16 protein-coding genes and 1 tRNA gene are annotated in these 19,578 nt (G+C 38.1%); 7 read left to right on the top strand and 10 right to left on the bottom strand.

All coding sequences use genetic code 11. The features are described from left to right. The first annotated feature begins 368 nt into the window (after positions 1–368). The 3 genes from CLV81_RS08420 (at position 369) to CLV81_RS08410 (ending at position 4,070) form a co-directional block, all read left to right on the top strand. Positions 369–713: a hypothetical protein gene (locus tag CLV81_RS08420; RefSeq protein ID WP_146129864.1), complete on the top strand. Its 345-nt coding sequence runs from the start codon at positions 369–371 to the stop codon at positions 711–713. A gap of 16 nt (positions 714–729) precedes the next feature. Then, entirely contained in the window at positions 730–2,190 is a 1,461-nt protein-coding gene (locus CLV81_RS08415) for a cryptochrome/deoxyribodipyrimidine photo-lyase family protein (protein WP_106144575.1), read from the top strand. 152 nt (positions 2,191–2,342) lie between these two features. Further along, entirely contained in the window at positions 2,343–4,070 is a 1,728-nt protein-coding gene (locus CLV81_RS08410; RefSeq protein WP_106144574.1) for a Kelch repeat-containing protein, read from the top strand. A gap of 146 nt (positions 4,071–4,216) precedes the next feature. Here CLV81_RS08410 and CLV81_RS08405 read toward each other — a convergent pair whose 3' ends face one another. The 4 genes from CLV81_RS08405 to CLV81_RS08390 form a co-directional block, all read right to left on the bottom strand. Beyond that, the gene (locus tag CLV81_RS08405; protein ID WP_106144573.1) at positions 4,217–4,684 is read right to left on the bottom strand and encodes a hypothetical protein; all 468 of its coding nucleotides are present in this window, start codon (positions 4,682–4,684) and stop codon (positions 4,217–4,219) included. A 182-nt stretch (positions 4,685–4,866) separates the two neighbouring features. Further along, positions 4,867–5,502 carry a response regulator gene (locus tag CLV81_RS08400; protein ID WP_106144572.1) on the bottom strand — a complete coding sequence of 212 codons (636 nt, stop codon included), beginning with the start codon at positions 5,500–5,502 and terminating at the stop codon, positions 4,867–4,869. Then, positions 5,492–7,495 carry a tetratricopeptide repeat-containing sensor histidine kinase gene (locus CLV81_RS08395; RefSeq protein WP_158259102.1) on the bottom strand — a complete coding sequence of 668 codons (2,004 nt, stop codon included), beginning with the start codon at positions 7,493–7,495 and terminating at the stop codon, positions 5,492–5,494. Before CLV81_RS08395 ends, CLV81_RS08400 begins: the two co-directional genes overlap by 11 nt. A 155-nt stretch (positions 7,496–7,650) precedes the next feature. Beyond that, positions 7,651–8,160: a GNAT family N-acetyltransferase gene (locus CLV81_RS08390; protein ID WP_106144570.1), complete on the bottom strand. Its 510-nt coding sequence runs from the start codon at positions 8,158–8,160 to the stop codon at positions 7,651–7,653. 445 nt (positions 8,161–8,605) lie between these two features. Here CLV81_RS08390 and CLV81_RS08385 point away from each other — a divergent pair, with 445 nt between their 5' ends. Continuing rightward, on the top strand, positions 8,606–8,941 hold the full coding sequence (locus CLV81_RS08385; protein ID WP_106144569.1) for a hypothetical protein: 336 nt from the start codon (positions 8,606–8,608) through the stop codon (positions 8,939–8,941). Between the two features lie 353 nt (positions 8,942–9,294). Continuing rightward, positions 9,295–10,359, top strand: coding sequence for an alpha/beta fold hydrolase (locus CLV81_RS08380; protein WP_106144568.1), 1,065 nt, complete (start codon positions 9,295–9,297; stop codon positions 10,357–10,359). Between the two features lie 120 nt (positions 10,360–10,479). Here CLV81_RS08380 and CLV81_RS08375 read toward each other — a convergent pair whose 3' ends face one another. Continuing rightward, a complete protein-coding gene (locus CLV81_RS08375) occupies positions 10,480–11,451 on the bottom strand; it encodes a leucine-rich repeat domain-containing protein (protein WP_106144567.1) in 972 nt (323 codons plus the stop codon). Between the two features lie 402 nt (positions 11,452–11,853). Here CLV81_RS08375 and CLV81_RS08370 point away from each other — a divergent pair, with 402 nt between their 5' ends. Continuing rightward, a complete protein-coding gene (locus CLV81_RS08370) occupies positions 11,854–12,645 on the top strand; it encodes a helix-turn-helix domain-containing protein (RefSeq protein WP_106144566.1) in 792 nt (263 codons plus the stop codon). A 241-nt stretch (positions 12,646–12,886) separates the two neighbouring features. Here CLV81_RS08370 and CLV81_RS08365 read toward each other — a convergent pair whose 3' ends face one another. After that, a complete protein-coding gene (locus tag CLV81_RS08365) occupies positions 12,887–14,563 on the bottom strand; it encodes a hypothetical protein (protein WP_106144565.1) in 1,677 nt (558 codons plus the stop codon). 412 nt (positions 14,564–14,975) lie between these two features. On the opposite strand from CLV81_RS08365, the gene CLV81_RS08360 reads away from it, so the two are divergent. Next, positions 14,976–16,211: an alpha/beta hydrolase gene (locus CLV81_RS08360; RefSeq protein WP_211297993.1), complete on the top strand. Its 1,236-nt coding sequence runs from the start codon at positions 14,976–14,978 to the stop codon at positions 16,209–16,211. Positions 16,212–16,395: 184 nt separating this feature from the next. On the opposite strand, the gene CLV81_RS08355 is transcribed toward CLV81_RS08360, so the two are convergent. The 4 genes from CLV81_RS08355 to CLV81_RS08340 form a co-directional block, all read right to left on the bottom strand. Next, positions 16,396–17,124, bottom strand: a complete 729-nt coding sequence (locus CLV81_RS08355; protein WP_158259101.1) for an MBL fold metallo-hydrolase — start codon at positions 17,122–17,124, stop codon at positions 16,396–16,398. A 153-nt stretch (positions 17,125–17,277) separates the two neighbouring features. Further along, complete coding sequence (locus CLV81_RS08350) at positions 17,278–17,829, bottom strand: hypothetical protein (RefSeq protein ID WP_106144563.1); 552 nt, start codon at positions 17,827–17,829, stop codon at positions 17,278–17,280. Between the two features lie 723 nt (positions 17,830–18,552). After that, on the bottom strand, positions 18,553–19,032 hold the full coding sequence (locus tag CLV81_RS08345) for a hypothetical protein (protein ID WP_106144562.1): 480 nt from the start codon (positions 19,030–19,032) through the stop codon (positions 18,553–18,555). A 367-nt stretch (positions 19,033–19,399) separates the two neighbouring features. Then, a tRNA-Gln gene (locus tag CLV81_RS08340) sits at positions 19,400–19,471 on the bottom strand. Between the last annotated feature and the right edge of the window lie 107 nt (positions 19,472–19,578).

Here is a 19,578-nt window from a genome sequence, read left to right as displayed (position 1 = left end):
CGAAAGTCTTTTTTTCACAACATTCCAATCCGTAGTAAAACATGCATAAAAAAATAAAATGGCGATAAGAGGAAACACGATGTAATCAATAACTGAATCGATTAGCTCCGGGCGTTTTCTCAATAGGGCAGTAACTGAAAAAGTGATTAACATAACAATCAGGAAACCAATAAAATAAGTGTTGTAAAAATCCATAGCAATTTGGGTTAAAAAGAAAAAAGTTAGCAAAAAGCCTTGCATATGGAAGATACAAAATCCTTTTCTAATCTATAAATTTTGATTGAATGGCTGTCGCTATAAAAATATTGTTTAACTATATATCAAAATTATTAAACAATAATATTCCTTTGTATCTTTACATAAAAAACATGAAAACGGAATATGAACAACGTCTTATACCAAATGGTAATCTAGTTACCATTACCTATCATTATCGTGAAGCATGGCAAAGAATGATGAATGGACACATGCGACCCCCGGTTGTTGTTAAAATGTACCCAGCCTCAGATGTGCAAAGAAACAGACTTATCAATCTATTTACGGAAGTATCTTCCGACATTATTTTTATCATTAAGGAATACCTCAGTATCGTAAAACAAAAATTCCAAGGGATAAGCTTTGACTATGAACTTATCAACCATGTCGTCAGGCTCAAGGAAGATGGAGAAGGAATAGACCATTATAGGGCAGAAATAAGTTGGTTCGACGATTGACCTTGAAATTCAAATCTTGGAAAAAAAACACATCAACATTGTTTGGTTAAAGCGTGACCTCCGGTTAAATGACCATGAGCCCCTTTACAACGCTGAGTTAGCTGAAATTCCATACATAATCATTTACATTTTCGAGCCAACAATAATCGAATATCCCGATACAAGTCTTCGACATCTACAATTCATATATCATTCACTTTTATCAATGAACAAGCGTTTATCAAACTCTGAACGCGAAATAATTCTTTTTTATGGAGATGCCAGAACAGCTTTTGAGCACATCAAATCGAGTTATCATATCAATTATTTATTTAGCTATCAGGAAAGCGGAACATGGACTTCGTGGCAAAGGGATAAAGAAATTATCCAATTTTGTGAGCAAAATCAAATTATTTGGAGGGAAGCCCAACGGGACGGAATAATAAGAGGGATTGATAATAGGAACAATTGGGAAAAAGCATGGTACGCAAAAATGCACCAACCTATTGTCCAAAATACCTTTTCGGTAACCAACTTAAAAAAGTGGGAACATCCATTTCATTTGCCCGACCATCTTCTGTTAAAACTAAGGAGCTATCCAAAAGCATTTCAGCCCGCCGGGGAGCCAAATGCATGGAGATACTTAAAATCATTTGTTGAGGAAAGGGGTAAAGACTATAACAGGTTCATTTCTAAGCCATACGAAAGTAGGAAAACCTGCAGTCGTTTATCGCCTTATGTTGCTTGGGGCAATTTAAGTATCAGACAAGTATACCAGTTTATAAAAGTCAATCCTAGATTTAAAAGTCATAGAAGGGCCTTTTCTGGAATGCTTACCCGTTTATTCTGGCACTGCCATTTTATACAAAAATTTGAAATGGAGTGCAGTTATGAGAGGCAATGTATCAATAAAGGTTACGAGTTGCTTGAACATAAAAGAAATGAATTTTATATCCAATCTTGGAAAACCGGCAAGACTGGGTACCCACTTGTTGATGCTTGTATGAGGGCGGTGATTGAAACAGGATGGATAAACTTTAGGATGAGGGCCATGTTGGTGTCCTTTTTTACCCATAATCTTGATCAAGATTGGCGAGAAGGAGTCTATCATTTGTCAAAGCAATTTTTGGATTATGAGCCTGGCATCCATTATCCTCAATTTCAGATGCAAGCAGGAACAACCGGAATAAACACGATTAGATTGTACAATCCCATAAGGAATTCCCAAGACCATGACCCAAGAGGTATTTTCATTAAAAAATGGGTTCCAGAGTTGGCCAACATACCTGAAAGCCATATCCATGAACCATGGAAAATGACCGAGATGGAACAGAAATTTTATAAAGTGTCAATTGGGTCAGATTACCCAGAACCCATTGTGGATTTAAAACAAAGTTCGAAAGCTGCCCGCGACAAAATATGGGGCCATCGGAAACATCCCTTGGTACAAATAGAAGCAAAGCGACTACTTCAGAAACATGTAAACAGGAATAGATGAAACTTTAGAATCATTTGCATAAAGCAATATGGTCCTATTTAATGCTGGAACGAGATCTAATTTATGGATGTAACCCTAGTGTTATTACCGGTAACATATGTGATAAAGCTAGGTGAAACTAGAGATTAGTTTTGAAGCAATATCTGTAAACCATGAAATATTCCAGTTTAGCCCTGATAACCTTATGTCTTGTCAACTTCTTGATTTTTCTCTCCTGTAGCAGTGATAGTGAAAACGGAATGGTACCAAACAATCCACCATTGGATGGCCAAAACGACCCATCAAATGACAACGATGTTGTTGATAATCCTGAAATCGAGGGTTTCGAACTTGAGTTTTCCATAGGTGATTTTTGGGAATTCTATTGGTTTGAAGAAATAGTCACAAGTGCCCAGGGTGACATATCTACAAGTAGTGATAATGGAAGTTTTAGGATTACTTTGAAGGAGTCAAGAATGATTGGGGAAATTGAAGCCTTTGCCTTGGAGATTACTGGAAACAACCTTGAAGCTTATCCAGGTCCCAGATGGGCCTATTTGGCATCCCAGGACAATGTGCTTTTAGGATCGATGGATGGAACAGTACTTGACACCATATTCAACGCCCAAGACGGTATTTGGAAGGGTGGTGGATTTTTTGCCAGTTTTGATGAAGAAGCTACCATTACTGCCCTGAGTACCGAATTAGAAAACGAATTCATTGAGACCGATGCAATAGCAGCATCGTATCAAGAAGGACAGACTATCTGTGAGGTGATTGCCGGAGAGCGTATTTGTGCCAATGATGAAGCGTTCACAATACGGGTAAATGATTTTTTCAAAGCAGGGATAGGTCCAGTGGGCTATAATCTAAATAGAAACGTTTTTGACCAAGGAGGAGGTTTTACTACCACCTTTGATTCTCGTTTGGAGATAGGACTAGCTGCTACCTCCTTTTCAGCTGATGATGGTTTTGTTCCTTCATTACCCCCTTGGGTGGAAAAAACCACCTTGCCGGAACCTTTTCGAACGACCACTGCGGCCCCTTGGAACGGTAAAATCTACTTTTTTGGAGGCTTGGATGTCGATTCCAATAACTCTCGCCAAATGTATACCTATGACCCGGAAAGTGATGTTTGGGAAGAATTTGGGCAAACCCCGGAGGAATTAACATATCAAATTAGGGATGGGGTCTCAATTTTCAATCTTAACTATGAGGCATTTGTGATAGATGATAAAATCTATATTGTACGAACTACAGGACCTGAAGCCAATGCCATCCTAATATATGATCCCCTGAATGGTTCTTGGGAATCTGGACCTGAACTGAACTTTAATGTCGCTGGAATTCAATGCTATATGGCAAATATTGATGATAACATTTTGTTCTTCCCCATTCGAACTACCAGAAATGGAGAAGTATGGGTTTTAAACACAACGACCAATGTTTGGTCACAGGGGAACACCAGTCCATTTCCCCATCTTAGTCGTTCAACGGTAAGTGCTTTCGACAATAAGGTATATTTTTCTGGTTCTTTTCGGTCGGGTACAAGTACTTTTGAAACTAGGGTAAGGATATATGACTATTCTGTTCCTATTGGGGAAGGTGGCTCATGGACCGAAACTTTTTTCACTGGTGATGGAAGAGCCAGTGCAGAGTCACAGGTGGTTAATGGACGACTTTACGTTATGGGAGGTGATAACTTTGGCCCGGAGAAGCGCAGTGTGGAGGAATATGTCATTTCCCAAGACAGTTGGAAAACTGTAGGGTCAATGCTAAAGGCAAGGTCCGCATTTCTCTCTGTAGTGGTGAACAATAAGATTTATGCCATCGACTTAGGCTTTCATGAGAATTATACCATTGAGGAATACGACCCAACCCGGGACCGAAAATCTCAATAGTGAATTCCTCAAGGTTTTAAAAAAAGAGTTTTAGACGTATTGTTTTGTGCTTTTATTACCAAAATAAAAAAGGGGCCGACTATCTTTTATTGATACAGACCCCTGTAAACAAACTAACTACTAAGACGAACACAAATCACAACTACTTAATCGAAGGCATACCGAAAGCCTAAAGCAAAAGAACCGGCCTCCAGTCTATCGCCCTCACCTACCTCGCTCAAAAGAATCACTGGTCTCCAACTTGCAGAGAAAGCGAGTGGCACTTCAGGGATTTTAAAATCAAGTCCAGCATGGGGCCTCAGAGCAAATTGGGTATCCGCATCTTCCACCAAGACTATAGTCGGCCCGATTCCTGCAAGCCATTGCAGGCCATCAGCGCCATCAAACTCGCTGTGGTAAGAATAGAGAAATGTCAAAGCTGTTGCACCATCCTCAAAACCTAGGTCGAATTGGCCTGCATGATTCTCTGCAAAGAAGTACTTTCCACTGGGGCCTACAAAGGTAAAACCATCACCAAGATCAAGTCCTAGTCCCACAGCTCCCGTGTAGACCTGAGCCTTCGAATAGAAAAATGTACCAATCAAAAGAACCGACAAAAGAAGTGTTTTTCTCATTTTAAAGTGTTTTAGGGTTGTGGCCCCGTATCATCGAGACCGGCTATTTGTAAAACCCTAAAGTATTCATATTGAGACGTCCAAAAAATACCTGAAAACCACCAAATTTCACCTGAAATACTAGAAAACAATTAGGTACAGCCATGCATCCCAATCCGCTTTAATAAGTACTTCGCAAGGAGTTAAATTAAATGGTTCTCCATGGCAAACCTGACCATAGCAGCCGCATTGGAGACCTTCAATTTTTGCATCAGATTTCTACGATGCGTTTCAACGGTAAGTGGACTAATAAAAAGTTCCTCGGCAATATCATTGGTTCGTTTTCCTTGTGCAATGAGATTGAGCACATGTTTTTCCCTGCGTGTGAGCTTGGGCAGCTGCACAGTTTTCTGGGCCGCGGATTCCTCTAGTATTATCTGTACGGATTCGGCATAGTATACCCCTCCTTTAAATACTCGGTAAATTGCAGTGGTTAGCTCGTCCGCTCCTACGTTTTTCAGTAGATACCCCTTGACGCCATTATTAATCACCTTTGTGATGATACTACCTTCGTTATAGGTGCTCAAGACAAGAATTTTAATATCTTTCCGTCGGTCCAGAATCGGTTGTACCATGTCCACACCGTTTATATCAGGTAGATTGACGTCCAACAGTATCACATCTGCCACATTGTAGTCCAAATAGGTAAGTGTGCTCTTTCCATCCGTAAAACATTCTTTTACCAGTATGCCTTCCTCATCGTCCAATAAGGCCTTTAGACCTTCGATGACCATCGGATGGTCATCCACAATCAATATTTCGATTGGTTTATGCTGCATCCAATTCAAAATGAATGTTCACCGTTGTACCTTCGGTTTCATCACTATGGAAATCAAGTTTTCCTTTTAGATAAGCCACCCGTGTCCTAAGATTACCAAGCCCCATGCCCTTGCCTTCATTTTCAGCCAACACTTCGTCCGGAATTCCTATCCCGTTATCCTCAACTGTAATATGAACCTGTTTGCTATCACGAATGTATTGGATGAGTACCTCGGATGCCCCTGCATGCTTTACAGCATTGTTTATGAGTTCCTGAATGATTCTAAAGATAGTTACCTGGTGTGAAAGAGGTATCCCCTCTTCTTCACCATAATATTGAAGCATAACTGTGGTCCCGCCACCTGTCATATTGCTACAATAGTCATTTAATGCTGCTTTTAATCCAAACTTAACTAGAGTCTCGGGCATTAGATTACGGGCAATGGTCCTAAGTTCTTGTAAGGATGCATCCAGGTCGTCAACAACCTTTTTTAAACGTTCCTTAGGATACTTGGCGGGTTGGTCTTTGTCAAGCTTGGAAAGGTTAAGGCTGATACCGGACAACCTACCCCCAAGACCATCATGGAGGTCAATGGCCAAGCGCTTACGCTCCTTCTCTTGACCTTCTATCATGGCTGAAAATATCTTGTTCTGCTGTTCTTGCTTTAAGCGCTCCAGTTCGCTTTCTCGTATTCGTTCCATACGACGAACTTTCCGAAGTTTGTTCCTATAAAACAAATAGGCCATTAAGGCAGTGAATACCAAGACTCCAATAATCAGCGCCAATAGGTATCCGTTGGCACGTTGCCTTTCCAGGGCAAGGTCTGCTCTATCTTTTTCGCTCTTCAGTTCAAGCAGAGCTCTTTCATTCTCCGCAGACTTATACTGAAGTTCCAGGTCATTAATTTTTCGCACGGTATTTTCTGTCTCTACACTGTCATAGATATCCAGAGCTCTTAAAAGGTCTTTGTACGCCCCATTGTAGTCTTTGGCCGCCGCCTCATACTTGGATTTTTGGTAATAGCCTTTAAAGATTCCAATTCCGTCATTGCGCAACGAGGAATTCCGAATGTACAAATTTATGTATTCCTTGGCCTTGTTATGGTCATACATTGCACTATGAATTTTGGCCATACGTTGCACGATTAAACTGTACTGCAAGGAGAGTGTATCGTTTGGAATCAAAGCCATACTTTGCTCGAGTTCGGATAGCGCCAATTCGAACCTACGCTGTTCCAAGTCAAACTGACTTTTTTCAAGATGAAAATGAAAAGCATCAAATTTGTTTGGGTAACCTTCCAAATGGGACTTCGCCTCCTTGAAAAACCTTTGTGCCAATTCAAGGGAGTCTAGGCTTTTATACACTGAGGCTAGTTGTATTAAATTAAATGTGAGTTCCTTTGGGTCATTAAGCTTTCGGTATATTTCTCGCCCTAGTAAAAGACTGTTCTTTGCCTCGGAATAGTCTCCTAAGTTGATGTTTTTTATCCCAAGGTTGGTATAAATGTTCGCCAGTTGAAAGCTATCCTCAATTTCCTTGACCATAGGAAGAACCTCGTAGGTGATTTCCAGTTCCTTTTCATGCTCTCCTAGGAACCCATGCGTTATACCAAGATTATACTTTCCTGAAGTCCATATCTTTTTTAGTTTGACTGAAGAATCTTTCTGCATCAATAAGTTGGCCAAGGAATCTCCCTTTTGTAGAAACTTCAACGCTACTTCGGGTCTATCGTACATATGGGCCCTGCCAATCACAAAATTGGCATGCGCTATACCCAAATCATAACCGAGTTTGCGGCTAAGCTTCAAGGCCTGATAACCATACCCAAAAGTCTTGGACGAATCAATACCGTCATAGCCTTTGGTAAGCATGCAGAGTAAATCCACTTTTTTGGTTGTTTTAAGGACAGGAAGTAAACTCTCAAGACTATCAAGCTGTTGTGCACTAAATGTTTGTCCCACTACAGAGACAGTAAAAAGTAAAGAAACCAAAAAGACCGGAATTCTTAGCATGTCCTTTTTTCCGAAATTATTCATTCCGAAGCACACATCAAAGACCAAAGGATCCTTGAACGGAAATATACCTGAAAACCATTAACAAAAAAGTATAGGGGAAGTAGTATTTGATTGTGGTACCTTTTTAATTGGACCAGCATGTTTCTCCTCTATTACCATGGCAACCCGTTTAGATCTATTTTTTTAGGGTTCAGCTTGTTTTTTTTGGTTAGCAACATTGTATTGGCTTTCCATAACTTCTTTCCGTCTGATTGTTCAAAATATACTGGACAATTGACTTTATACCAGTCCAATTGCTCGTAAAACGGGATTAAAGCCTCCGCACATAGAAGCACGCCAAATTTTGAATTTAGTTCGTTAAAAACAAAGTCTTTAGTTTCTCTCAATGCTTTTGAAGCATATCCATTTCCCCTATACTTTTTTGGAGTTATTACATTATTAACCCCAGCTATTTTTACTTCGATGTCATTTATTATGATCTTTCTATCAATAATGTTGTAAAAAGTAGCGATTTCATTGTTTTGATAGAGGATAACTGTCCAATCAGGTGTTGCCCATTCAGTTTGCATTACAATAGGGATATGTCCAAATTCCTCATCTATAAAGCGATTGAGCTGACTTTTTGTTTCTTTATCCAGCTCAGAGTATTTGATTATTTTCATGCTTTTACCTAAGAGCAAAACAACTTATTTATATGGATATAAAGTTCACTTATATTGATTAAAGATGAAAAAAAGACATCATAAGTCATCCTTTTTTTGGGCATTAATTACTAGGTTTACGCCGTCCGCTGTCCTACATAGCAATTATAATTACCTTATTTCATTTAAAACATTATGAGTTTGGATGAAAGCTATATTAAGCATGACAAATGCGGTCTTTCTTAATATGAAATTACCCTACAGGCCTAAACCATTATAAAAAGGTTATCGTAAACAGCACAAAATCAATTCAATACAACAGTATTCTTTTCGCCGCCATTGTATTCTTAGGATTTTCGCATTGTTTTTATTCCTACGTATCAGTACAAAGGGGTTATGGCATCTTTTACGTTTATAAGCAGCACTTCCAACATAGATTTGGGTAAAATCTTAAAAGTAAAAGAGTATGAAAACATTTAAATTAATTATCGCCCTTGGAATTCTTATCGTTATGAGTAGCATCAATAGCACAATATTGGCAAGTGACAGCAAAGAAGATGTCAGAGTACGAACAGAAGAGAACAAAGTAAAGGTTTCACTTTTTAACGCGGAACGTTCTAAAGTAGTAGTCAAGATATACGATGAACAAAGAAACGTTGTGAAAAACATCAAGCTTGGTAATGGTTTGACACCTGGAATCATTTTGGATTTTGACGGATCTGAAAAACAATACTACCGTTTGGTATTGGTTTCAGGTAAAAACATTGTATTTAACAACAAAATTAAGTTGGGCACCCATTGATACGGATAGGATATTTGTTAATAGGCAGCATTACATTATTTGGGTTGCTGCCTTTTAAGATATAACTGTAGGCTTCTACCTTTAGAATTGTTATTTCGTTTGTAAGTATATTGAATAAATTTTAGTAATAACAGAAAGTGAATAATATGTTTAGTTGGTGGTTTTAGGGTATACAAGTTTTAGTTTAAAGTCCGATAGAAGAAATAGAATATGAAAATAAATGTATTGAAGGTGATATGTAGTTACTTTACAAATACCTAATTGTGGTGAAAATTTGAAATTTCTAAGTTGTTAGCCAATTGAACAGCTAAAACCGTTTCTAATCTTCATTGTTAATAAGAATACTCAGCATTATGAAAAAAAACATAGTCTCTAATTTTCGTAGTTGTTTTGGAGCCAACGTATCGATAATTTTTATCCTTGCATTTATCTTTTTAGGATGTGAAAGTGTGCAAGGAAATACAAGTGGCCTTTCAGAGTTCAAAGAGGTTGGAAAGAAAGAATCGATAAATGAAACTTTTTTTATTGAAAGCAATGGTGCACAACTTTATGTCGAGGTTAAAGGAGAGGATCGGACAAAGCCGATAATGTTGTTCCTGCATGGAGGACCTGGTGATGTGGTTTTCGGCCTGTTCCCTTTTCAGACCTATGTCGGAAAGGAGCTTGAGAAGAATTTTGTTATGGCTTATTTTCATCAAAGAGGGATGGTCAAATCAAAGCCCGTGAACATTAGCACACAAACCTTAGAAAATCATATTGATGATGTTGATAACGTTATCAATTTTCTGGTTGATAAAATGGATAGGAACAAGGTAATTCTGATGGGGCATTCTTGGGGAGGACTTCTAGGCACCTTGTACCTATTACGAGATGAATCCAAAATTGAACGTTTTATTGCCGTAGCATCACCCTTCAATTTTAGCGAAAATAGTCGGGAAAGCTATTCATATACAATGGAATGGGCGAAAGAACAACAAAATGAACAGGCCATTAAGGAATTGGAAGCGTATGCCAAACCTCCTGTGGATACCTTTGATAAGGTATTGGTAAAAAGCAAATGGGCAAGCCAAGCATTTGGCGGAATTGCCAAGAACATCTCAATTCCAAAAATATTGAGTGATTCAGGTATAAAAGAGTTGAAACAGGAATGGCAATTGATGGCTATGGAGGTTGCTAAGGTAATGTTTGATTCGTTGAATGAAGTGAAAATCGATGAAGAAATAAATCAAATAAAAACTCCTATTTTCTTCATTGCGGGCAGAAATGATGCAACGGTCCCACCGAAAACGGTGGAAAAAACGTTTGACCTTTATAAAGGTGAGAAAAAGTATATGGTTTTCGAAAATAGCCATCACCTTGTGTTTGTTGATGAGCCAAATCTTTTTATTGCTCAAATAGAACAATTCGGGTCGAAATAGTTTCCCAGTTTAATATCTACAAATGAAAAATCTTCGGAATCCTATAATCAAACTCCCAGCTTTTTCTTTTTATAATATCTGAAGGGTATTCAGGATAACTGACCTCAAACCCCTTTTTTATTAATAAAACTTGATAATGTTTTTGGTGTCCAAATTTTTGACCCGTTCCTTTTCTTCTTTTGAAAAACTATTGCCAATATGAACTTTTTGTAGTTTGGGTAGCTCAAGAACAAAATCTGGAAAAACGGTGATCTTATTATCCTCTAGGTACAGTCTTTCCAAGTTTTGTAGCTCTCTAATGTTTCTTGGTAAGGTTTCGATTTGGTTGCCTCTTAAATGAAGAGTTTTCAGTTGGGAAAGTTTGGTGATGACATCCGGAAAAACACTGATTTGGTTGTTATAGAGATACAACTCCTCTAGATTAATCAGTTCAGTAAACGATTCTGGTAAAATTTGGACCTGATTTCCTGTTAAATACAGTTCTTTTAATTCTTTGAGTTTGCCAAATGATTCTGGTAAGGTTTGAATTTGATTATCACTTAAATCTAGTTCCTTGAGTTTAGTGAGTTTCCCGAACGATTCCGGTAAAATTTGAATTTGGTTTTCTTCCAGTTGAACTATTTCAAGCTGAGTGAGTTCTCCAAAAAATTCGGGGATCTCAACTATTTCATTAGCCGATAGTAACAATTCCTTGAGCTTCGTCAATTTAGCAAGTTCAAAAGGAATAGATTTCACTTGATTGTCTATCCAAGACAACTTTTCCAATAAGATTGCTTTACCAATAGACCCAGGAATCAAGTCAATACCCATGTCTTCTTCAGCTTCCAAATACTTCAATTTGGGTAATTCAAAAATTATCTCCGGAAAGGATTCAAAAGTATCTGTTGCGAAAACCAGACTATCCAAATTCACCAATTTCAAAAAGGAGTCTGGCATTTGATTGATTTCTTCCTCAAAATATAAACGGTACACTTTTTCAGGATTCGCCAGAGCTATTTCCAAATCATCATATTCCTCACTCTTTTGTGAGTAGCTAAATGTAAGGAACAAAAAAGAGAACCATAATGAAACAATCAAGGATTTATTTATCATAACTTTCTGATTTTAAATTAAATATGGCTTTATAAGAATTAACTTTACTTTTTAACGAAACAGCCTTCAAAAGTGCTCTAAAGTGTAGTCTGTATAGGGACACTTTAGCTTCCCATAATAGCAACTAATATTCTATTCTACCCAGTTGGTCCCCCGTTATGTAGGTGTGATTTTTTGAAATTCTGGGATAAGGTTCAAGATTAATGCACTCGCAACTCAAACGCTCATTGTTTAGATTTTGACAACAGCAAATTACTACTGTAAAACTGCAATTAATTCAAATACCAGTATTGTAAAAATCGGAACATTGGATATATGGTAATGCCTACCATAGAACATGCCTGTCGACACATATTTTTGTTGTCAAATCAAAATTTAATCCTACTTTACTTTCTTTGTTAAATGGAATATTATGAACTACCGGTAGATGACCACCTCAAAAAATATATTAAATGCTTTTGGGTATTAAAGTGTGGAAATGAAGGGATTCCAAAAGACTATATGTTGCCAAGCGGTTTGGGCTACATCTTTCATATGAGAACCTCAGAAAGTTTTAAAGCCACCTACCCTGAATCCAATGATACAGTTAAAATTGAAAATGGATTTTACTGTACCTATTTAACCTCCCTGCTTGAGTTTGAGCGAAAAGAAATGTTGGTTATAGGTGCCGCAATCTATCCTGTTCATTTAGGATTGATTTTTAAAGGCGGGCTTGACCAGATAAAAAGTAAAACCAAAAAAGTTCATGAATTATACAATATTGATATTTCCGATAAATCCGAAATTGATATAGTTCAGATTATCGGGGACCATATCATTCATCAATTAAATATAAATCCCATCAAGAAAGATCTCTCTTTAATTTATAAAAAGATGATTGAGACCAAATATGAAAATATAAGTGTTAAAGAGGTCGCTTCTTGGCTAGGTTGCAGTGAAAGACACTTGAATACCTTATTTAGGAATCATATAGGAATGGGAGCAAAACGACTAATTCAATTAATGCGATTCAATCATACCATTGAACTGCTTGAAAAACCTGAAGCCAAAGATAATCTTGCAGCGGTTGCTCATCAGGTTGGATATTATGATCAATCTCACTTTATTAAGGAGATTAAAGCCATTTCCGGGAAAACACCTTCCGAACTATTACTTGACAAGGAATCAATTTCAAAAAAATTCAAACTATATTAAGGTAAAACCGAGACTAAATCCCTTTGGAGAAGGCTTTAATACTTACCGTTTGAATAGAACCTAGAGTCTTTTAGGGATGTACTACCGAATAGCATAATCAGTGTTAACAGCAAGTTGAATATAGTAGCTTTATTCATGAAATCATTTATTTGAACTCTTATTACAGTCTTAAAGGGAATGTTGCCTCCCGATATTACCAATACACATCATTAATCCTCCTTTTTGGTGAACTTTTAACTTTTCAATCATTTATGGTTTTCATGTGATCGTTTAAGCCAGTCATTTGCCATTGTCCTAATGATATTGGGATGTTTCCAATACCATTTAGCATGTCAAAAAAGTCTTTCAAAACAAATGGTTTGTTTTGAGACTCTTGTATTCTTGCATATTCTGCCATAGTGTTCTCCAACAAATATTTACCCGTAATATAACTCGTGCCGTATCCCGGTTGACGTAAATACAAATGTTGCTCAAAAATGAGCAAATCTTTTTCCGTTTTCATCCATCCACGAGGAGTATATTCACTGTGAATCCCTCCGGCTTCTTCCATTGTCATTTCATTGGCATGGGCATATAGTGAACCCAAACCTCTTGCGGCACGTTGTGCTATCATTATGTATATAATTTCTTTAGTCCTTGGACTCTCATCGTACAAACCAGCCTGCATAAACATTTCCTCAACGGCTGTTGCCATACCCTCATTTCTTGAATCGAAAATGTTGTACAATAAAGGACCCCTTCTGATTTCACTTTTGTGAGGCTCAATGTCCATCCGGGCCAATTCAAACCAATGGTAAAAATGTGAGAACAAAGGTCTGGGGTCGTAATGTTGGCCAATCCTGAAAAAATTACGCTCCTCCCTTGGAATATACACTCCTAAATGCTCTCGTAAGGCAGGGTCAAAATAGGGTTTCACGGTAACGATGTCCTGCTCGTCTAAAAAGTACATTAGGCTTTTGGCGGCTGCATCGGCCATTTTATCATAGGCTTCCGGAGAGTTGGCATCAACCAACTCAGGTAGGTTCCTATTTCTGTGTTCTTCCAATTTCAAGGAAGACCAGGCACGAGCTAGTTCACGTTTCAGAATCATTACTTCGTCCTCCCAGGTCAAAGGGACAAGGTGTACATACTGCATATACCACGTATAATTTTCTTTGCCTATCCCTGAAGGACCTGTTTTTGATTTGGATTCGGTATCCAACCAGGAAGCCAGGTCCATAGTGGATAAGATTGTTTCATCAATAAGCTCCAATAACTCGTCATCATCCTGAAGGGATTTTTCCATTTTCAGTTCCTCCAGATCTTTAGCTTGAGTTTGAATATCCCTGATTCCGGCTACCCATAAGTCTCTGGCATTTCCAGTTAGATTTTTCTTTGCTTGGGCATTGAGTGGGGCAATAACTTTTAGGTCTGCTATAAGCCGTTCCCTTTCCTCCATGGACAGGGGAAATTCATATGTCCATAGTTCCGTTGTTCCATGGTGCGTGGGGCCTTCATGAGCTGGCACATCACTTCTATAGGTCCAAACTGACTTGTAGAATGCAGGATCGCGCGTCCATGGTTTTAAGATGCGGTGATTAAAATCGTAACCGTTCATCTCGGCCCAAACAATCATCCAGTCTACTTTGTTTTCGACAGGCCAATTCGTAGTGTCTATTTTTTTTAGGCTTTTCTGCAAGTCGATAAACCGTGGCCAGCGTTTTTCAAAAGTTTCTAATGTATAGTCCGGAGCACCATCAAGGAAAGGTGGTTTTTCAAATGTTCTCCATTCTTTGAATAGAGAAACCAAATCCTGATAGTCGTTGGAAATGAAGCTTTCAGTTTTACTTTGGTCTTTCTTGGTTCTTTCTTTCAAATCGGCTTGGCAGCTAATTAACAGCGCTAGGAAAAGAGGAAGAATGAAGGTATTTTTTCTCATATTTTTTTGGATAAATCTATACTGCCTACAACTGTTTTGCATAGACGATATAATCTACACATCCTCGGTGTATGCAACTAAGTTAAGATAAATGTTTGGGCGTTTTGATAAAGTTTGGGCTCTTCAAGATTCATAGTACGATTTAAATTCTTAAACCATTTGAAATCAATACGGGAATCTGTGACATTTTTCAAAAATGACTTAAATGAGTTCAGTGAGCGCATAATTAACCGAATTGATTAACATCATTGATGCGAATCTCGTTGACAACTACTTTTGAACCAAATACTAATTATTTCTCAAAGTCCTAAATTCCATCCAATTGAACTTGGAAAATATATTGATTTTTGTGGGGTTGGGGAATCTCCTGATGGCTTTCCTTATATTTTATCGCTTGCGGCAACCAACATCTATGATCCTTTGGGCCATCAAGATATTTGCCTCCGCGTTATCACCGTTTCTTTTTTTGACAGGATTGTTGATTGCTGTTCTCGGAATAGTGTTTCCTTCCGGTCTCTTAATTGCAATCGGAGGAAGCGGTGCCTTACTCTTTCTTGTACACATCACCAAAATAACCCAATCACCTTCAACAGGTTTTGAAAATACATTTGGTAGGGAATATGTAACCAAAATCCCAAAGAATAGAAAATCATTTTTTCTTCCTAAAAGATATGTGCTATGGCTCCCAAAATCACCTGAAGCCAATTTCGAAGCGGATATATCATTTTATACTTTGCCAAATTCCGAGCGGAAACTTCTATGTGATATTTGGCAGCCGCCCAGCCATATAGAACCTTCCGGATTGGCATTTATCTATTTGCACGGCAGTGCATGGGCTGTTTGGGACAAAGATGGTGGCACCCGTAAACTGTTCAGACATTTAACGGCCCAGGGCCATGTTATAATGGACGTGGCCTACCTGCTCTTTCCCGAAACGAATTTTATGGGAATGGTACATGATGTCAAACACGCTGTTAACTGGATGAAAAACCATGCCGATATTTATGGTATAGACCCCAACCGTATAGTTCTAGGAGGTGCTTCAGCCGGGGGACACCTAGCACTATTGGCTGCTTATACTAGTGGAAATGATGTTTTTTCGCCATCAGATTTAAAGGGACTAGATTTAAGCGTGAGCGGTGTCATTTCTCTTTACGGCCCTACAGATTTGGTTGCCACTTATTATCATTGTGGTCAAGACATGGTCCACAAGAAGAAATCGCAAAAAAAAGAAATGGAGAAAACGGCAGAGATACCACTTTGGGTTCAAAAGATGGTCGGAAAACAAATTCGTCGATTGGGTTTTGACAAGGATGTTGAACCTGGTATGCTCGAACCCATGTTAGATGGGTCTCCCATGAAAAAATCGGAGGCATATGCTCAGTTTTCACCAATTTCATATGTGCACAAAGACTGCCCTGATACGATGTTGATACAGGGAGAACATGATATTATTACTTCACCAAAAGCCACTCTGGAGTTATATTTCGAATTGATTGAGAAAAAGGTACCAGCAGTTTTGCACATGTTGTCACAGACCGATCACGCATTTGATTTAATCTTGCCAAAAATCTCCCCATCAGCACATAGTGCAATCTATGATATAGAGCGTTTTCTTGCACTGATGGTTCATAAAAATCATCTATAAAAAGCTCATAAAATCTATATTGTTTTTTAGAAACTGAAATCCAAAATTTGGAGTATAGCGAACTGAACTTTTTAAAAGTTCTTGAAAAGATGAATTTTATCTAGTTCCCCACAATACAACTTCTCCCTTACAAGTACTCTAGAGTCTAAAAAAGACACCAAAGTGGGATTTTTGAAATTGCTGCTTATCTAAATGATTTAACTGCTATTCCATCCTCAACCAATTCACCGAATTTCTTCAGATCATTGCTGTCGTTCAATTCATAATGCATCGGTATCGCGATTTTTGGTTTTATCCTATTGACAATTTCCGCCGCCTCTTCCACATTCATCGTCAAATTATCCCCACCAATGGGCACCAATGCAAAATTGATGTTTCCAATTTTTTCCATTTCTGGAATAGAGTCAGTATCGCCGGCGTGATATATCTTTAAATCATTCTCAAGGGTTATTATGAATCCTACATTTTCCTTGGATTTTGGATGGGCCTTTATCCAAAGGAATACTGATTTTGTATTATATGCGGCCATGGTATCTATTCGCAGTCCGTTGAACACTAAAGTATCATGAGGTCTAACAACATGAATCTCATTTTTGATTGTTTTTAGCTTTTTAGCCACCCCTTTAGAACAAATTATTTTTGTTTCTGGTTTTAGAAGGCTATTGATGTCCTTCAGTGAAAAATGGTCCGGATGCGAGTGGGTGATAAGTATGAAATCTGCTTTTTCGGAAGTTTCAACTTCCACAGGGTCGATATAAACTATTTGATTTCCTGCCTTTAGTTGAAAGCTTGAAGGAAAAAAATGCGAGTTGTTCACCTTAATGGCGCCCCAAGTAGTGAGCTTGGCATTTTCCCTTAGGATGATTGAATGAGGACTGCCACTTCTTTTTTCGCTTTTAGAAACCTTAACCATAGTACAACATTGAATTGTTAATAAAATCAGACAAATTGATAGTAATCTAAATGCTCTTGTGTTCATATTCAGAAACATTGGAATTTAATATCAGTTAACTTGGTATGATGACGGCGGCGGTTATCAGTATTCGTATTTTCATCAGGGTCATTTTTAAAAATGCCACCCAAGTTTCAATGATATTTCAGGAGTGAATGCCGGTGTCTCAAAAAGGCTATCATCAACAAGTACATCTTTATCACCAACAATCCTAAAATGTCCAGCCACCCAAGGATTCAAATAAAAGTTCTTATGGAACTTCCATACATAACCACCTCCCAGCGTGAACACTGTATTGTTGTATTCAGCAGTTTCCAATTCTGCATCAGTTTGTATTTCATTGTCCCAATATTCCAAACCCGTGCCAACCCACCAACCTTTAAATTCAGGTTTGAAAAAGTAGTCTACGATAGCAGCGTATGCTTGTATCTCGTTGTTGGTAAAACCATCCTCAACAAAAAAATCGGGTGTTTCAAGGTTTGCAATGACAACCCGATATCTAAAATGGTTGTGACCAACCCATATAGAGCCGTAGTATCCACCAGTAACATAGGGCAGGGCATCTAATTCAAAACCAATGGTAGTTTCCTTTGCTTGCTGTTCATTGAATTGACCATACGTAATGCCCAAAACAAACAAGGAAAAAAGTAGTGTTAGTGTTCTCATGATTTTCACGTTTTTTGATGGTCAAAAGTATCCTTGAAAGCCAAATTTCGAAATGATATGCATCAGTACCATAGGTAATTTAAACCCGTGCTTTTACTAAGTTCGAGTGATTGAAATCGCAATGGAATAAGATATATTTCAGAAAAAAATGAGCACCACAAGAAAGGTTGGTAAGCTACTTTCCGAATGCCATTAAAAACTCAAAAAGGAAATCACAGAGCCCAAGTTTGGGGATTGAAAAGGTTGGCCGGATTCTTAAGGATGTTTTGTTTGTCTAAATTTTCTTTTATCAAGATACTAGTGCCCTTTTAACCTATAAAAAGCAAAAACTCCCTTACTTAAGGGAGTTTATCATTGTACTGTTGGCCTATCAGGATAATATGAACTTTTATAAAAGATTTATTGTTTTGTAATACTCTTTAAATCAGATTTTTACAAAGTATCTTAATCGGGTTTGGGAAATTTTCATAATTTATAGTTTGTTGACCGTCCTCCATTTTGACCCTCTTTTATCCAACATCCAACCTCTCTAATCACAGTTAAATTAAGAAAGATTAATTTCTGTTGAATGATGGGTATATCTTTCAATCTAAGGTTCGAAAAAATTAACAAGAGAGCTTTGCCTCGCTACCTACAGTTTACAACTGATGGTAACTAAAAATGACAAAAAAACCACGACACTTTTGCCGTGGTTTGTATGCTTACTCTTGCTGAAAACACCACTTACAGACTGGCAACAGCAGAGGATCTGGTCTTAGCTGGCAAAGAAACCATAACTCCCAAACTAAAATATCCCTCGGAGGTTTGCCGAAATAGATGGCGATACCCTGTATATACATTCAAATTTTGGGTTCGCAGGGCATTAATTCGAATACCGGCCAAAGGAACTGGTGTCAGTGCAATGTCATTGGCACCAAGTCCTGCAAAAGTCCAAATTCTCTTATTGGCTAGGGCATACAACGCAGAAGCTTCAAAATTAACAAAGTCTCTGTTGTCAAAACCCGCCATACCAACACCTCCTTGAAAACCAAAATGGTCACCCGTAAATTTGGTATACGTAAACAAACCTTGATTAGAGTTTTCAGAAAGGGTGCCATCTACTTGTAGTAAACCCCATTCCATTGAAAAATAACCTCCTTCTTGGGCCTTGAGCGACGAAGACAGAACACCGAAAACCCCAAATACTAAAATCACTTTCTTCATAATTTCATCTTTAGTGTTAATAGATTCGGGGAAAATCAAAAATAGAAATCATTAGAAAACAAGAGGTGTTTTTATTCAAATCCTCTATCATTCGCACAATTACTCGGCAAAGAACCTGACCGCCCCCTTGCTAAGGCTAGTTTAAAACTGGTGGTCACTAAAAAAACCACAACAAAACTGATGTGGTTTCTATTCTTACTCTTACTGTAACCACTAGTTACGAACTAGCGGGAGCAGGGGGCCAAACTAAATAGTGACCAATGCTTTCAATACGTTAAATTCTAAATCTTTTCAAGTGGCATGTAGACGTTAAAAAAAGCCCTACGACACAACCATTTGAAAATGATTAATCTGCAGAGCTTCGTTGTTGGCCTACTAGGACTCGAACCTAGAATGACTGAACCAAAATCAGTAGTGTTGCCAATTACACCATAGGCCAGTACCACTTTTGAGCGTGCAAATTTAAGACAAACTTTTTGTTGGGCAAATATTTTGATAAGATTCACCGATAATTCTCGTCACAACACCTGTTAAAGCTTTTCCAAA

The organism is Flagellimonas meridianipacifica, from assembly GCF_003001695.1.
Lineage (GTDB): Bacteria > Bacteroidota > Bacteroidia > Flavobacteriales > Flavobacteriaceae > Flagellimonas > Flagellimonas meridianipacifica.
The sequence above is the reverse complement of the archived record's forward strand: the minus strand, read 5'-3'. Positions and strand labels throughout refer to the sequence as shown.

Bases quoted from the DNA above. Each gene is read 5' to 3' on its own strand.
- CLV81_RS08420 (WP_146129864.1), top strand. From the start codon at position 369: ATGAAAACGGAATATGAACAACGTCTTATACCAAATGGTAATCTAGTT.
- CLV81_RS08410 (WP_106144574.1), top strand. From the start codon at position 2,343: ATGAAATATTCCAGTTTAGCCCTGATAACCTTATGTCTTGTCAACTTC.
- CLV81_RS08405 (WP_106144573.1), bottom strand. From the start codon at position 4,684: ATGAGAAAAACACTTCTTTTGTCGGTTCTTTTGATTGGTACATTTTTC.
- CLV81_RS08400 (WP_106144572.1), bottom strand. From the start codon at position 5,502: ATGCAGCATAAACCAATCGAAATATTGATTGTGGATGACCATCCGATG.
- CLV81_RS08395 (WP_158259102.1), bottom strand. From the start codon at position 7,495: ATGCTAAGAATTCCGGTCTTTTTGGTTTCTTTACTTTTTACTGTCTCT.
- CLV81_RS08390 (WP_106144570.1), bottom strand. From the start codon at position 8,160: ATGAAAATAATCAAATACTCTGAGCTGGATAAAGAAACAAAAAGTCAG.
- CLV81_RS08385 (WP_106144569.1), top strand. From the start codon at position 8,606: ATGAAAACATTTAAATTAATTATCGCCCTTGGAATTCTTATCGTTATG.
- CLV81_RS08380 (WP_106144568.1), top strand. From the start codon at position 9,295: ATGAAAAAAAACATAGTCTCTAATTTTCGTAGTTGTTTTGGAGCCAAC.
- CLV81_RS08375 (WP_106144567.1), bottom strand. From the start codon at position 11,451: ATGATAAATAAATCCTTGATTGTTTCATTATGGTTCTCTTTTTTGTTC.
- CLV81_RS08370 (WP_106144566.1), top strand. From the start codon at position 11,854: ATGGAATATTATGAACTACCGGTAGATGACCACCTCAAAAAATATATT.
- CLV81_RS08365 (WP_106144565.1), bottom strand. From the start codon at position 14,563: ATGAGAAAAAATACCTTCATTCTTCCTCTTTTCCTAGCGCTGTTAATT.
- CLV81_RS08360 (WP_211297993.1), top strand. From the start codon at position 14,976: ATGATCCTTTGGGCCATCAAGATATTTGCCTCCGCGTTATCACCGTTT.
- CLV81_RS08355 (WP_158259101.1), bottom strand. From the start codon at position 17,124: ATGGTTAAGGTTTCTAAAAGCGAAAAAAGAAGTGGCAGTCCTCATTCA.
- CLV81_RS08350 (WP_106144563.1), bottom strand. From the start codon at position 17,829: ATGAGAACACTAACACTACTTTTTTCCTTGTTTGTTTTGGGCATTACG.
- CLV81_RS08345 (WP_106144562.1), bottom strand. From the start codon at position 19,032: ATGAAGAAAGTGATTTTAGTATTTGGGGTTTTCGGTGTTCTGTCTTCG.